Source organism: Burkholderia sp. Bp9012 (assembly GCF_003853825.1).
In the GTDB taxonomy this organism is placed as follows: Bacteria; Pseudomonadota; Gammaproteobacteria; order Burkholderiales; family Burkholderiaceae; genus Burkholderia; species Burkholderia diffusa.
Window position 1 is genome coordinate 15674 of record NZ_QTQA01000038.1, and the last position, 12991, is coordinate 28664.

The window sequence follows — 12991 nt, forward strand, 5'->3', positions numbered from 1 at the left end:
GACATTGACATGTTGCGATCATAACGAAATACGTATTTTTTGATACTTGTTTTCGTGCAGCGTGGTGAATTTACATCGCTGTGCACAGAAATCGGGGCTATGAGCCAATCCGGACGAACCAGCACTTCGATTCCGTGAAACAAAGCGAAGAAAACAAGGCAAGTCTTTGTTCTGGAAGCGTTTTCGGGTAGGCCCCGAAAAAGTGCATTTGTTTCACATGCCAGGCGTCATCGTAGCCGGCCGGTGTTCTGGGGTTGGGGTCTCTGTGGAAAACTCGATGACGGATGTCTTGAGAGTATTAGAAGTAAACACCCTTGAACCCTTAGTTAAAAACGTTAACGCCACGGCACAGCCTTATGTAGCAAGGCTTTCCGGCCGACAAGGTGAAGTTTTACGGGAACCAAGGTGATCTTCTGCGGGAGCTGAAGTGATGGGATTCGGGGATCTGCGTGAGCCGATGCAGGAAAGGTCGTGAGCGGATTCGGGATCACAGTGAAACATGAGATTTCCCAAAGGTGAGGTTTTTCGGGGCCACACAGCCACGGAACCCATGCTGTGCCTGAACGCACAGTTTTCTGCCTGTGCAGACATAGGTGAGCATTTGCGGGACCTTCTTCGTGCCCCCATTCTGCCCATCTTTTGGGCAGTTTTCGGGAAAGGTGAGGTTTCACGGGACTCCACAGGGATTTGCTGTGAGGATTTCCGGGAATCGACCGTCATTTTGCACAGCAAAAGTGCCCTGTGGAGCCTGTGAGGCCCAAAAGGTGAGGCTTTTCGGGAGCGAAATGCGGGTTTTCCTGCCCGGAAGCCGATAAGGTGAGCTTTTTCGGGGCATGGATCACAGGCCGTCGGATGTCTTACAGGTGAGGTTTTTCAGGAGCGCTATTTGCTCAAGAATTGGTCAAAGGTGAGGCTTTCCGGGATCCGGGGCGGGGCGAATTCGCTGAAAAGCCCACCGGGACTGGCGGAAATCTGATTTTCCCTGTGCCACTTTTTGGCACAGGTGAGATTTTTCGGGATTCGGCACACGGCTGCCGCATCCGCCCGAACACCGTAAAGGTGAGGTTTTTCGGGAGATGGTCGCCGGACACAGCGGAACGCCTGACGTACATAAGTATCGGATGTCATTGACATTTTTGATACCGCGGCGGTTACGGTGAGATTTTTCGGGAGTCGCTTCCACGTCCGTTGGAATGCCGTTTTTGTCGTCAAGGTGAGGTTTTTCGGGAGCCTCTGGCTGCTGATCCCGCGTGTGTCGGGGATTCGTCGATATCAGGGTCACAGAATTTCGAACCGATAAGGTGAGAATTTTCGGGACTGAATGGTTTCTGTGCGCTGTACAATGCGCGCCCGGGCCGTTGAAACGGTTTCGATCGACGTCGCGGAGTCCCTCTTCGGCGCGGGTTTCCGGACACCGATCGCGGTCGCGATCGCCCCGTCAGTCGAGCCTGTACATGCATACAGGGCGTTGCGGGCCTGTCCGCTCGATGCCGTGACAGCCAGTGGCGACCCTGTGACGAGGACCCGGAAGTGCAGTCGTAAAATTACGACAAATCGAAAGGTGAGCCGATACGGGGGCAAATTTCGCACGTATCGAGCACAGGCAAAAATCTGTGAATCCGCGCATCCCGCGACACGTCTGGACGAGTCCGAAACGCTTTAAATCCGGACCGGTGAGGGTTTTCGGGAGAGGGTTGGGGTGAGTGCCGTTTTGCACGTGCGCTTCACCGGCTATGGTGAGCATGTCGTTCTGGACGCATATCACCACAGGCGCTATCCTTCCGTGAAACTTCTCCTCCGACCTGACGCATGGCCACGAAGCGCGCCAAGAAAACCGATGTGGATGTGGTGAGTGCCAGTTCAGCCGAATTGCGTAAGGCCGTCGAGGCGATCGCAATTCAGCCGAAGAGCGGCAAGATCACGCTCCTGACCCGCAAGCTGTTCAACGTCCTGCTCGCCGTCGCGCAGCAGGCCGACGACTCGGGCGATACCTATCGCGCGCTGCTGTCGGACATCGTCGCCAACTCCGCCTTCGATTCGAACGACACCGCGCTGGTGAAGGAACACCTGCGCCGTATGGTGTCCGTCCAGGTCGAATGGAGCTCGGGGACGTCGAGCCAGAAGCCGGGCCGCAAGTGGGGGATCTCGACACTGATCGCCGATGCCGAAATTCTTGAGGATCCGGCCACGCGCCGCGTGTGGGTCGAATTTTCATTTGCACCGAAGATCAAGAAGAAGCTGCTCGATCCGGTCCAGTACGCGCGTCTGAGCCTGCAGTTCCAGAGCCAGCTGCGCAGCAGCGCTGGTCTTGCGCTCTACGAAATCTGCGTGCGTTACCTGACGAACCCGAGCCATCTGACGATGCGCGAGCCGTGGGAATGGTGGCGTCCGATCCTGTCGGGCACGCCCGATACGGAAGCCGGCGACGAGGCGAAGCGCGAGTACAAGTACTTCAAGCGGGACTACCTGCGTCCGGCGATCGCCGAGGTCAATGCGGTCACCAACATTTTCGTCGAGCTGATCGAGCATCGGGAAGGGCGGCGGGTCGCGGAGATCCAGTTCCGCGTGACCGAGCGCAAGCAGCCGATGCTCGCGCTCGACGAGCATCCGAACGTGTTCGACAGCACGCTGGTCGACCGGATGGTGAAGCTCGGGATTCCGCTCAAGGAAGCGCAGACGCTCTACGCGGACAGCGAGGAGAACCGCATTCGCGCCGCGCTGCAGATGACCGAGCAGCGGATGCGCAGCACGACGCTGCCGCCGGTGCGCAGTGCGCCCGCGTTGTTCAAGGACGCGCTGAAGAAGGGCTATGCGCCGCCGGTCGAGTCCGTCGACGCGCTGCCTTCCGGCGCGCCTGCCGCGAAGGCCGTCTCGGCGCAGCCGGACGATCTGAAGGCACGTCTGTTGAGCGAATTCGCGGCGTTCCGCCGCAAGGAAGCGAAGGTGTTGTACGAGGAGCAGGGCGACGCGGAGCGCGAAGTGGCGCGCGAGTCGTTCGAGTCGGAAGTGTTGCCGACGATGGGCTCGCACCTGCGCGACGACTGGCGCAAGCGCGGTCTCGATTCGAAGCTGGCCGAGACGGCCTTTTTCGACTGGCTTGCCCAGAAAACCTGGGGCGAGCCGACCGACGGCGACCTGCTGTCGTTCACGCTGAATCAATCCCGGGCCGCCTGAGGCCCGTTCAGGCCCCTCTGACGGGCCGTCGCCGGCCGCCCGCCCGTCCGGCGGGCCCGGCGCCTCGCCAGGCCCTGGCGGCCATTTCCATCAGTCCGACAACAGCATCCGCTCGAGCTGCTCGAGGATCGCGTCGCGCTTGTCCTTCGGGAGGCCGCGCAGGCGCAGTTCGATGCGGTCTTCGCCATACGACTTCAGGTCGCCAACCGACTTGCCGCCGAGCTTGATCTCGAGACGCTGCGCATAGCGCTGGCGGCCCGCCGGCTTCGGCGTTTCCTGTGCCGCGACGCGGCCCTTGACGATGTCCGACACCTGGCGCGTGCTGAGATCGTCGGAGACGATCTTGTTGATCAGCCGCAGCGTCGCCTCGGTGCCGCGCGCATTGTGATAACGGCCGACCTGATACGCCATGTTCGAACCGAAGCGATCGGGGCGTGCGACCATCTCCTGCATCACGCTTTCCGGCAGCTTGCCGATCGACAGCGCAACCGCGACCGTCGATTCGTCGAGGCCGAGATGCTCGGACAGTTCCTTCTGACTCTGGAAATGTTTGTCGTCGAGGAAGCGGCGCCATACGACGGCGTTGTCGAACACCGTCTGCGAATCGCGTTGCACGTTCAGGTCGTAGCCGAGCTTGTAGCTCTGGATTCCGATCGGCACGTCGATCACGATCGCCTTCACCGACTCCTTGTTCGCTTCCTTCAACGCACGCACACGACGGCCACCGTCGCTGACGAAATACGAACCCGGATTGTCGTAGTCCGGAATCACATGGATCGCCTGCTGCTGCCCTTGCTTCGCGATGTTGACCGCGAGTTCGGCGATCGACGACTTCAGATAGAAGTGCCGCGGGTTGAACGGGCTGTGCTTGATCGCCTTCAGCGACAGCTCGATCACCTGGCCGGGCGCATAACGGTTCTCGAGGCGCCACGCGCGATATTGCGGCGACTCGTCGGTCAGCGGATCGAGCAGGACGTCCGGTGCCGGCGGCGGCGCGATGTCCTTCTTGGCGGACTTCGTCGGGGCCGGCGTGGCCGTCTCGGATTTGACGATGCCATCGATGGCATTCAGCCGATCAAGCGCCGTGCGCTTCTCGCTCGTCGTGATATCCGGGCGCGCCTGGAATCCTTTTGCAAATTGGGAGGGTTTCATGCGACTCCTTTATGCGCATAAAGTCAGGGCAGCATGGCGACGATTTCGTCGGCACATGCGCGGATTTCCGCAGCGGCCAGCTTGGCGCCGCGATCGTTCATCTGCAGCACGGTCTGACCGAGCGCCATCGCCTGCTTGTACGCTTCCCGGGTCGGGATTTGCGTCTTCAGCAACGGGAAGCCGAGTTCCTCGAGTGCGCGCTTGAGCTCGCGGGTCAGCATGCGCTTCTCTTCCGTCTTGTTCAGCAGGAAGACGGCGCGGAGGTCCTCGTTCATCACCTGCGCCTGCTGGATCAGCTTGACCAGCCCAACGCTCGACCAGTAATCGGCCGGCGACGACGAAGTCGGGATCACGGCGATCGATGCGGCCAGCAGCACGACGCCGGAGACCTTCTCGGTGATCGACGGCGGGCAATCGACGACGATGATGTCGTAGTCGTTGATGAACTTCTTGATTTCGCGATGGATCTGGCCGCCGGCTTCGGCGAGGTTGACGACCGGGAACGGGATGCCGGCGTCGCTGTCACCGGATGCGCTCGACCAGTGAACCAAAGTGTTTTGACCGTCTGCGTCGATGACGAGGACGCGCTTCCCTTTCTCATGGAATGCCGCGCCGAGGTGCATGGCAATCGTGCTTTTGCCGACGCCACCTTTTTGTTGAGTGACTGCAATGATTTCCGCGGCCAATTTTCACTCCTGTTTTTGGTCGTTGGAATTCTACAGGACGATATTTATATTTCAATGAAATTGTCGTTCGCCAACTACGCGTTAGCCATTCGGGCTATTTGGTTTATGCGCATAAACGAGCGGGTGATGCGGGATGGCTGGCACCGGTGGACGCGAGGTTGCTGCGTTGGAGGATGAACGGAGATAGTCGTGACGACAGGCGGCTTCGGTCTCACGTTCGGCACGCTGATCGGCGCAATGTATCGGTGCTGCCCTTTCGATCATTGAAGGGGGCTGCTGCCTTGGTGTCGGGGAGTTTGTGCGCATAAACTTCGGCGGTATTGGAGAGCATCGGCGAGTCTGAGTCCTCGCTCGCGCGCCCCACTCCGATGACGAACGCCGCGCGGCTCAGGCCGATGCGGTGCATACGTGCCATGTTCAGTGACGAAGCGTGCTGGCCGTCCCCCGCTGTGTTTATGCGCATAAACGATCGAGCGGCTCGGCCGATATCAACGGTCGCACGGTCGGCAGACACGCATAAAGACGACCGTACGGCGATGCCCGGGACGCCATCGCATATTGCGCTGATGATCGTTCGGGGGCATCGAAGTGTCCGGGCCGACCGCGATATCAGCGGTCGTCTCCACCCAGGCACGCGATAGCTTTATGCGCATAAACCCCGCGACGGAAACATGCGGTGGCTCTGTGTCGGCGCCGGCACCACGGCATGACGATGAGCTTATCCCCCGGGCTATTCGCCGACGAAGAAGGCCTCGGAAATTTCCCATGCAACGCACTTTATGCGCATAAACGCATCAAGCCGGCTGCGCGCTCGTCGGCGCAACGCACGCTTTCTGCATGCCACACCGAGACTCCAATCCCCCTTCCTCCCGTGCGCAGACATCCCGCCGAAACACCCGCAACCAGACTGGCTACAATACGGGCCTTTCTCATGCAGGCCCGAACGATGATCACGATCTACCACAACCCCCGCTGCTCGAAGTCCCGCGAGACACTTGCACTGATCGAGACGCTGAACACCACTGGCACGCCGGTGAACGTCGTCGAGTACCTGAAGACGCCGCCGACGGTCGAGGAACTGGAAGCGCTGCATCGTCAGCTTGGGCGCCCGGTGCGCGACATGCTTCGCGAAGGCGAGGAGCCGTACAAGACGCTGGATCTGGCCCGTGCGAATCTGACGGACGCGGAGGCCTACGAAGCGATTGCGGCGCATCCGATTTTGCTGCAGCGTCCGATCGTCGTGTATCGAGGCAAGGCAGCCATCGGCCGCCCGCCCGAGTCGGTGCGGGCGCTGTTCGAATAATTTTAGTTCGACGTATTTTTCTTATCGAATCATCCCGGTGCGAGCGCGCCGGGATCGACCGACAGCATTCGCAACCGCCAACCACATCTGACGCCGCGCAGCGGACAGCCCGTATTCGACGCGCGCCCCGCGAGCTGCCTCGAGCGTCGACCTACGACGTCAACAACGACATCGCCAACTGCAAAGCGCAACCTCAGACCGACATCGGCAACTTAGCCCTCCCGCCCGTCGCCCGACGATTCATCCCGATCATCCCCCGCTTCATCCCCTGTCCCCCGCCCCGCCGCCGCATGCGCCGCCGTTCGCAGCAGCGCGATCTGCTCGCGATATGCGCGGCATCCACTGCAAGCCGGCAGATGCACTTGCACCTGCATGCGCTCATGGAGCGTCAACGCTCGGTCGAGCGCATCCGAGAGCAGTCGCGTCACGTCTTTACATTTCCCCAGCAGCATCTTCGGTCGTCAGTCCTTTTTCGCTCAGGCAGGTGCGCAGGCGCGTGCGCGCCCGATACAGCAGCACGCTGCAATGATTCGTCGTCAACGTAAGTTCGCTGCAGATGTCGTCAATCTCGACGTCGAGGAATTCGCGCATCATGAACACGCGTCCGATGTGTTCCGGCAGATGGTCGAGGCAGGCCTGGAACAGCGTCCAGAACTGCTGTTGCCGCAACAGCGTTTCGGGGCCCGCCCACGGTCGCGGCTTCGTGTGCGCGGCCCAGTGCCCGTTTTCCTTGAACAATTCGCGATCGAGCACGGATTCGCCGTCGAGCTCCGCATCGAGTGCGGACAGACTCACCGTCCGCTGCCGTACACGCAGGATGTCGATCAGCTTGTTGCGCAGGATGCCGAATACCCAGGTCTTGTGGGCCGACCGTCCCGCGAACTCGCCCGCATGCGTCCACGCAGCGGTCAGCGCTTCCTGCACGGCATCCTCGGCCGCATCGGCATCGCGTAGCTGGAGTCGTGCGAAGCGCAACAGGTCGCGGCGCAGTTGCGCGAGATAGGCAGGGTCGTCGTATGCGGACGGCATGGCGGATCGGGAGCCTTACGAAGCGGAGGCGATCGTGTGCGCGCCACCGGGCGGGCGCATCGCGGTGCGAGCAGCTTACTGGGCGAGACGCCGCGCCGCAATGGATGTTCCGTCACGAATTCATGAAGCCGGTCGGCGCGCTGCGCTATGCTTTCCGGAGCCCCGCGTCGCGCGTTGCGAAATCGCGACGCGGGCGTTCTGTAACATCAGATCATAACGGTCAAGTTATCCACAATTTCTGTGGAAAACCTTGTGGAAAGTCGGCTGGTTTGCCCCGTGGGACGGCTCGCGGGCTGGCTTGCCTATAAACAGACCTTTTTTGCCTGTTCGGAATCAATCGATCCGATTCCTCACTCACCGGAAGGAGAAAGCCATGTCCTATCGTGTTGCAGTCGTCGTCGGCAGCCTGCGTCGCGGTTCCTGGAACCGCGCGCTCGCGCATGCCGCAATCTCGCTCGCCCCCGCCGATTTCTCTTTCGAATTCGTCGAGATCGGCGAACTGCCGCTGTACAGCCAGGACTACGACACGGATTTTCCGGAAGTCGCGAAGCGCTTCAAGCAGTCGATCGAAGCGGCCGACGCGCTGCTGTTCGTCACACCCGAATACAACCGCTCGATCCCGGGCGTGCTGAAGAACGCGCTCGACTGGGGCTCGCGCCCGTGGGGGCACAACTCGTGGTCCGGCAAGCCGGGCGCCGTGCTGGGCACGTCGCCGGGCGCGGTCGGTACCGCGCTCGCGCAGCAGCACCTGCGCAACGTGCTCGCGTATCTCGACGTGAAGATGCTCGGGCAGCCGGAAATGTTCATCAAGCATGACCCGGCGCGCATCGACGACGAGGGGCAGATCGTCAGCGAGGACACCCGCAAGTTCCTGCAGGGTTTCGTCGATCGCTACGTCGACTGGGTGCGCGTGCTGAAGGCGGCCTGATCGCCGTCCCCTTCCCGCCGCCGGCACCGGCCCGCATGCCGCGGGTCAGGCGCCGGCGTGCCGCGCATCGCGTGCTTCGCGAATGCCGAGCAGGATCTCGTCGAGCAGTGCGATGTCGAACGGCTTCGACAGCACGCGCACGTTGACGGTACGCGTGCGGTCGAGTTCCTCCGCGTATCCCGTGACCAGGATCACGGGCAGCTTCCCCGGCCGCTTGTCGATCGCTTCGGCGAGATCGATGCCGTTCAGGCGGCCCGGCATGTGGATATCCGAGATCACCAGATCGAATGCGTCGTTCGCGGCCGCGCCCTCGATCAGGCGCAACGCGTCGTCGGCGGTGGGTGCGTAGGTGACGCGGTGCCCGAGTAGCGTCAGCAGCGCTTCGGTGCCGGCTGCGACTTCACTGTTGTCCTCCACCAGCAGCACATGCAGGCCCGCCAGCGCGCCGGCGTCGTGCGAGACGGGCTGTGACCGCGGGACGATGTCCTCGACGCGTGCGCGCGGCAGGTAAAGGCGCACCGACGTCCCGGCGCCGACTGCGCTGTCGATCGTCGCGAGGCCGCCCGAGCGCTCGCAGAACGCGAACACTTGCGGCAGCCCGAGTCCCGTTCCCATTCCCTGCGCCTTCGTCGTGAACAGCGGCTCGAACGCGCGCGCGAGCACGTCGGGCGCCATGCCCGAGCCCGTATCGTCGAGCGAGATCTGAACGAAGTCGCCGATCAGCGGAAAGCCGTCCTCGCGGCGCAGCGTCACGTTGCGCGCGCCGACCGTGAAGCGGCCGCCGACCGTCATCGCATCGCGCGCGTTGACGGCGAGATTGATCACCGCGAGCTCGAGCTCCGCGACATCGACCCGGATCGGCCAGATGCCGGGCTCGATCGCGACGACCAGCGACGACTTCGAACCGAGCGACGTCTTCAGCAGTTCACGGCACGTGCCGAGCCACTGGCCGACGTCGATCGTTTCGTTGTGCAGCGGCTGCTTGCGCGCGACGCCGAGCAACTGGCGCGTGAGCGACTGGCCGTTCTTCAGCGCGCGTTCGATCGCGCCGAGTTCCTTGTCGAGATGCTGGACGCCGCGTCGCCGCGCGATCTGCACGTTGCTCGAGATGATCATCAGCAGGTTGTTGAAGTCATGCGCGACGCTGCCGACCAGGTTGCCGAGCGCCTGCATCTTGCGTGACTGCCGGTATGCCGATTCGATCGAGCGCCGCATCGACGCTTCGGCCTGCCAGCGGTCCCAGGCTTCCTCTTCCGCCTTCAACCGCTTCAGCGACAGCCAGATCACCGACCACAGCGCGATCGACGGCGCGAACATCGAGATGAACAGCACGCTCAGGTGTTCGTACCATTCATGCCAGATCGCGGAGGTGCGGTACGCACACGTCACGTACACGGGGTAGCTGCCGACCTGGCGGTACGCGACGATCTCGCTGCTGGCGCCGTCGTGGCGCACGCGCACGACGCCCGCGCGCGGATCGTTGCGCGCGTTGCCGAACGTGGCCGTGAGATCGGTATGCGCGAGCGATGGCGGCGGTGGATACGACGCGATCACCGCGCCGTCGGAGCGCGCGAGCGCCATCGTCATCGGCGTGGCCGCGCCGCCGAGCAGGTCGCGGTAGAACGCATTGAAATACGAAGACTTCAGCGCGATCGACACCATCCCGGCGAACGAACCGTCGCTGTGGCGTCGCGCGACGCCCGTGTTGAACACGGGGATGTTCTCGAGCTTGAGCGGCCCCATCATCAGCTTCGAGATGTGCTCGATCACCTTGCCGTCGCGGATGCCGGCGAAGTCGTCGCGGTACGCGATCGACGCATAGGGCGCCGGATAGTAGAGGCTGTTCGCGAGCAGCATCCCGCTCGCACCGAAGATCGACACCGCGGCCACCTGCGGATAGCCGCCGCCGATCGTGTTCAGCGCTTCGTGGATGTCGGATTCGTGGCGGCGCACGGTGGCGTCGTCCATGTCCTGCACGAGGTCGACGATGCGCGCATCGAGCGTCTCGCTCAGGTCGAACACCTTGAGCGCATGCTCCTCGGCGACGCGCACGGTGCGCATCGTCACGTCGCTCGCCGCGGCCTCGCGAGCCGTCAGGTCGTTGTACGCCATGACCGACACGTAGATGCACGGCAGCACGATCGCCGCGACCAGCAGCACGATCAGCGTCACGCGCCGGACGGCGAAATCGTGCTCGGGTGCGCCGGACGCATAGTTGCCGTCGTCCTGCCAGTCGTCGGCGGGCGGGGAGGCGGGTGTGCGGGAGTCGGCGGGACGTTCGGACGTCATTGAGGAATGCGGGCCAGGCTGAGATGTTCAATCATAAACGAGTTGCGCTTGCTCGCCGTACCGGCGCACGGATGTGCAACCTGATGATTCCGACAGGTGCGAAATGAAAGTTTGAAAACGCTATGAATCCGGCAGCGCAAACGTACACAAGGAAAAATTTTGCGTGCTTATCTTGAAAATGGCCGCGACTGTTTTCGGAATGCCGCGCGATCGAACCGATTCTGTTCGAAATGGTGAAAATGGCGAGTTGCACTGCCCTCGGTTTACTCAGAGAATCGCGCCTTGCTTTCCCTATGACAGATATATGCGCCCGCCGGCGTTCGCGGCGCGGTGTGTCGCGTGCTTCGCGCCGCGACGCCCACGCGCGGCCGCACGGTGGGGCCCACGCTTGATTGCATGGCGCCTCAAGAAGTGCGCCGCGCAGTCGTTAACGCGAGAGAGACCATTCCGTATACCGCTTCGCCGCCATGCCTTTGCCGATCGTGATCGCCGACGACTCCTTGCTCGCTCGCAAACTTCTGACAAAGGCACTGCCGGGAGACTGGGACGTCGACGTCGCGTATGCGGCGAATGGTCGCGAGGCTCTGGCGCTCTATCGTGACGGCAAAGCTTCCGTGATGTTTCTGGACCTGACGATGCCCGACATGAACGGCTATCAGGTGCTCGAGACACTGCGCCACGAAGATCTGAACACGTTCGTGATCGTGGTATCCGCCGATATTCAGCCGCAGGCGCAAGCACGCGTGCGCGAGCTGGGCGCGATCGCATTCGTTGCCAAGCCCGTGACGTCGGAGGCGTTGCTGCCCATTCTCAAGGAGTATGGGTTGTATGCCTGAATCGGTGTTCACGGCGGAGCAACGCGACGCGTTGCAGGAGATCGCCAACCTCGCGATGGGCCGCGCCGCCGCACGGCTCGCGCTCCTGCTCGGGCATTTCATCGAGCTCTCGGTACCGCGTGTGCGCGTCGTGAAGGCCGCCGATGCGGGCGACGCGCTGCGCGAGATGACGGGCATCCACGAGAACGTGACAGCCGTGCGCCAGGGATTCCGTTCCGACATCAAGGGCGAGGCGATCGTGCTGTGCCGCAGCGCGGGCGTCGCGCGGCTCATGTCGCTGATGGACCGCACGTTCGGCGACGGCGTGTACGCCGGCATGGCCACGCAGGACGAACTCGTGTTCGACGTCGCGAACGTGCTGATGAGCGCGTGCGTCGCGTCGATTCTCGATGAACTCGGCCGCAAGCCCGTGTTCTTCCCGCCGGGGCTGCTCGGCGCGAACGTGTCGTTCGACGACGTATTCCAGCCGACCGCGCTCGCATGGAGTGTCGCGCTGCTGCTCGAAGTGAACTTCGGCCTCGAGGATCACGCATTCCGCGCACATTTCGTGATGCTGATGGCCGAGGATTCGATCCGGCTGATGGGCGACGCGCTCGACGCGTTGCTGTCCGCGCTATGACCGCTACCCCGATCACCACCGCCGCGTCGCTGAGCGACCTCGTGATCGAACGGGTCGGCTTCGGCCTGTTCGTGCTCGACCGCACGATGAACGTGCTGATGTGGAATCGCTTCATGCAGGACCACAGCGGTATCCCGGCTGCCGACGTGATCGGCCGCAACCTGTTCGACCGCTTTCCGGAACTGCCGCGCGCATGGCTCGAACGCAAGCTCGAGAGCGTGTTCCAGCTCGGCAGTTTCGCATTCAGCTCGTGGGAGCAGCGGCCCTACCTGTTTCGCTTCGAGCACGACCGGCCGATCACCGGCGGCGTCGACTACATGCAGCAGGACTGCACGTTCATGCCGCTCACGCGTGGCCGCGAAGTCGAGGCCGTGTGCGTGACGATCTCGGACGTCACGCACGTGAGCGTGATGCAGCGCGAGCGCGAGGAGGCGGTCGCGAAGCTGCGCGAGCATGCGAATCGCGACGGTCTTACCGGCATCGCGAACCGTCGCTTCTTCGAGGCGCGGCTCGGCGACGAGTTCGCGCGCTGGCAGCGCTACGGCGGTGACCTGTCGGTGCTGCTGTTCGACCTCGACCACTTCAAGACGATCAACGACCGGTTCGGGCATGCGGCCGGCGACGCGGTATTGCGCGAGACGGCGCGCCGCGTCGCGTCGATCGTGCGCGCGCAGGATACGTTCGGCCGCTTCGGCGGCGAGGAATTCGCGCTGCTGCTGCCGTGCACGAATCTCGACGAGGCGATGCGGGTGGCCGACAAGGTGCGCGACGCGATCGGCAGCACGCCGGTCGACGCGGAAGGCGTCAGTGTGCCGGTGACGGCGAGCGTCGGCTGCGCGTGCGCGACGGCGGGCGCGTTGGCGTTCGACACGCTCGTCAACGAGGCCGACACCGCGCTCTATCGCGCGAAGCGGCTCGGGCGCGATCGGTCGGTCGCCTACGCGTAACCGCCGCGCCGCCGCTTTACGCGTGCGA

Annotated in this window: 11 protein-coding genes; 6 read left to right on the forward strand and 5 right to left on the reverse strand. The window is 62.9% G+C overall.

The window, feature by feature from the left end; translation table 11 throughout:
- Window positions 1-1809: 1809 nt before the first annotated feature.
- On the forward strand, window positions 1810-3174 hold the full coding sequence (locus tag DIE11_RS32835; protein ID WP_059604605.1) for a replication initiation protein: 1365 nt from the start codon (window positions 1810-1812) through the stop codon (window positions 3172-3174).
- A gap of 90 nt (window positions 3175-3264) precedes the next feature.
- On the opposite strand, the gene DIE11_RS32840 is transcribed toward DIE11_RS32835, so the two are convergent.
- Both DIE11_RS32840 and parA read right to left on the reverse strand, forming a co-directional pair.
- Window positions 3265-4326 carry a ParB/RepB/Spo0J family partition protein gene (locus tag DIE11_RS32840; RefSeq protein ID WP_124629519.1) on the reverse strand — a complete coding sequence of 354 codons (1062 nt, stop codon included), beginning with the start codon at window positions 4324-4326 and terminating at the stop codon, window positions 3265-3267.
- A 23-nt stretch (window positions 4327-4349) separates the two neighbouring features.
- Window positions 4350-5012, reverse strand: coding sequence for a ParA family partition ATPase (gene parA / locus DIE11_RS32845; RefSeq protein WP_040138954.1), 663 nt, complete (start codon window positions 5010-5012; stop codon window positions 4350-4352).
- Window positions 5013-5958: 946 nt separating this feature from the next.
- Here parA and arsC point away from each other — a divergent pair.
- Window positions 5959-6315 (forward strand): arsenate reductase (glutaredoxin), encoded by a 357-nt coding sequence (arsC, locus tag DIE11_RS32850; RefSeq protein ID WP_059604814.1) that lies wholly within the window; start codon window positions 5959-5961, stop codon window positions 6313-6315.
- A 212-nt stretch (window positions 6316-6527) separates the two neighbouring features.
- Here the strand turns inward: arsC and DIE11_RS32855 are convergent, their stop codons facing one another.
- Both DIE11_RS32855 and DIE11_RS32860 read right to left on the reverse strand, forming a co-directional pair.
- Window positions 6528-6767 (reverse strand): zf-HC2 domain-containing protein, encoded by a 240-nt coding sequence (locus DIE11_RS32855; RefSeq protein ID WP_124629520.1) that lies wholly within the window; start codon window positions 6765-6767, stop codon window positions 6528-6530.
- Window positions 6748-7344: an RNA polymerase factor sigma-70 gene (locus DIE11_RS32860; RefSeq protein ID WP_124629521.1), complete on the reverse strand. Its 597-nt coding sequence runs from the start codon at window positions 7342-7344 to the stop codon at window positions 6748-6750. Before DIE11_RS32860 ends, DIE11_RS32855 begins: the two co-directional genes overlap by 20 nt.
- Window positions 7345-7717: 373 nt before the next feature.
- Here DIE11_RS32860 and DIE11_RS32865 point away from each other — a divergent pair, with 373 nt between their 5' ends.
- Window positions 7718-8272: an NADPH-dependent FMN reductase gene (locus DIE11_RS32865; RefSeq protein ID WP_124629522.1), complete on the forward strand. Its 555-nt coding sequence runs from the start codon at window positions 7718-7720 to the stop codon at window positions 8270-8272.
- Between the two features lie 45 nt (window positions 8273-8317).
- Here DIE11_RS32865 and DIE11_RS32870 read toward each other — a convergent pair whose 3' ends face one another.
- The gene (locus tag DIE11_RS32870; RefSeq protein ID WP_124629523.1) at window positions 8318-10561 is read right to left on the reverse strand and encodes a hybrid sensor histidine kinase/response regulator; all 2244 of its coding nucleotides are present in this window, start codon (window positions 10559-10561) and stop codon (window positions 8318-8320) included.
- Window positions 10562-11028: 467 nt separating this feature from the next.
- Between DIE11_RS32870 and DIE11_RS32880 the strand changes: the two genes are divergently transcribed.
- The 3 genes from DIE11_RS32880 to DIE11_RS32890 are packed head-to-tail and all read left to right on the forward strand — an operon-like array spanning window position 11029 to window position 12963.
- Complete coding sequence (locus DIE11_RS32880) at window positions 11029-11397, forward strand: response regulator (RefSeq protein ID WP_040138947.1); 369 nt, start codon at window positions 11029-11031, stop codon at window positions 11395-11397.
- Complete coding sequence (locus DIE11_RS32885; RefSeq protein WP_059604625.1) at window positions 11390-12016, forward strand: chemotaxis protein CheC; 627 nt, start codon at window positions 11390-11392, stop codon at window positions 12014-12016. The genes DIE11_RS32880 and DIE11_RS32885 overlap by 8 nt, the downstream gene beginning before the upstream one ends.
- Window positions 12013-12963, forward strand: a complete 951-nt coding sequence (locus DIE11_RS32890; RefSeq protein WP_059604628.1) for a GGDEF domain-containing protein — start codon at window positions 12013-12015, stop codon at window positions 12961-12963. Before DIE11_RS32885 ends, DIE11_RS32890 begins: the two co-directional genes overlap by 4 nt.
- The last annotated feature ends 28 nt before the right edge of the window (window positions 12964-12991 follow it).

Bases quoted from the DNA above. Each gene is read 5' to 3' on its own strand.
- DIE11_RS32840 (WP_124629519.1), bottom strand. From the start codon at position 4,326: ATGAAACCCTCCCAATTTGCAAAAGGATTCCAGGCGCGCCCGGATATC.
- DIE11_RS32860 (WP_124629521.1), bottom strand. From the start codon at position 7,344: ATGCCGTCCGCATACGACGACCCTGCCTATCTCGCGCAACTGCGCCGC.
- DIE11_RS32885 (WP_059604625.1), top strand. From the start codon at position 11,390: ATGCCTGAATCGGTGTTCACGGCGGAGCAACGCGACGCGTTGCAGGAG.
- arsC (WP_059604814.1), top strand. From the start codon at position 5,959: ATGATCACGATCTACCACAACCCCCGCTGCTCGAAGTCCCGCGAGACA.
- DIE11_RS32870 (WP_124629523.1), bottom strand. From the start codon at position 10,561: ATGACGTCCGAACGTCCCGCCGACTCCCGCACACCCGCCTCCCCGCCC.
- DIE11_RS32880 (WP_040138947.1), top strand. From the start codon at position 11,029: ATGCCTTTGCCGATCGTGATCGCCGACGACTCCTTGCTCGCTCGCAAA.
- DIE11_RS32835 (WP_059604605.1), top strand. From the start codon at position 1,810: ATGGCCACGAAGCGCGCCAAGAAAACCGATGTGGATGTGGTGAGTGCC.
- DIE11_RS32890 (WP_059604628.1), top strand. From the start codon at position 12,013: ATGACCGCTACCCCGATCACCACCGCCGCGTCGCTGAGCGACCTCGTG.
- DIE11_RS32865 (WP_124629522.1), top strand. From the start codon at position 7,718: ATGTCCTATCGTGTTGCAGTCGTCGTCGGCAGCCTGCGTCGCGGTTCC.
- DIE11_RS32855 (WP_124629520.1), bottom strand. From the start codon at position 6,767: ATGCTGCTGGGGAAATGTAAAGACGTGACGCGACTGCTCTCGGATGCG.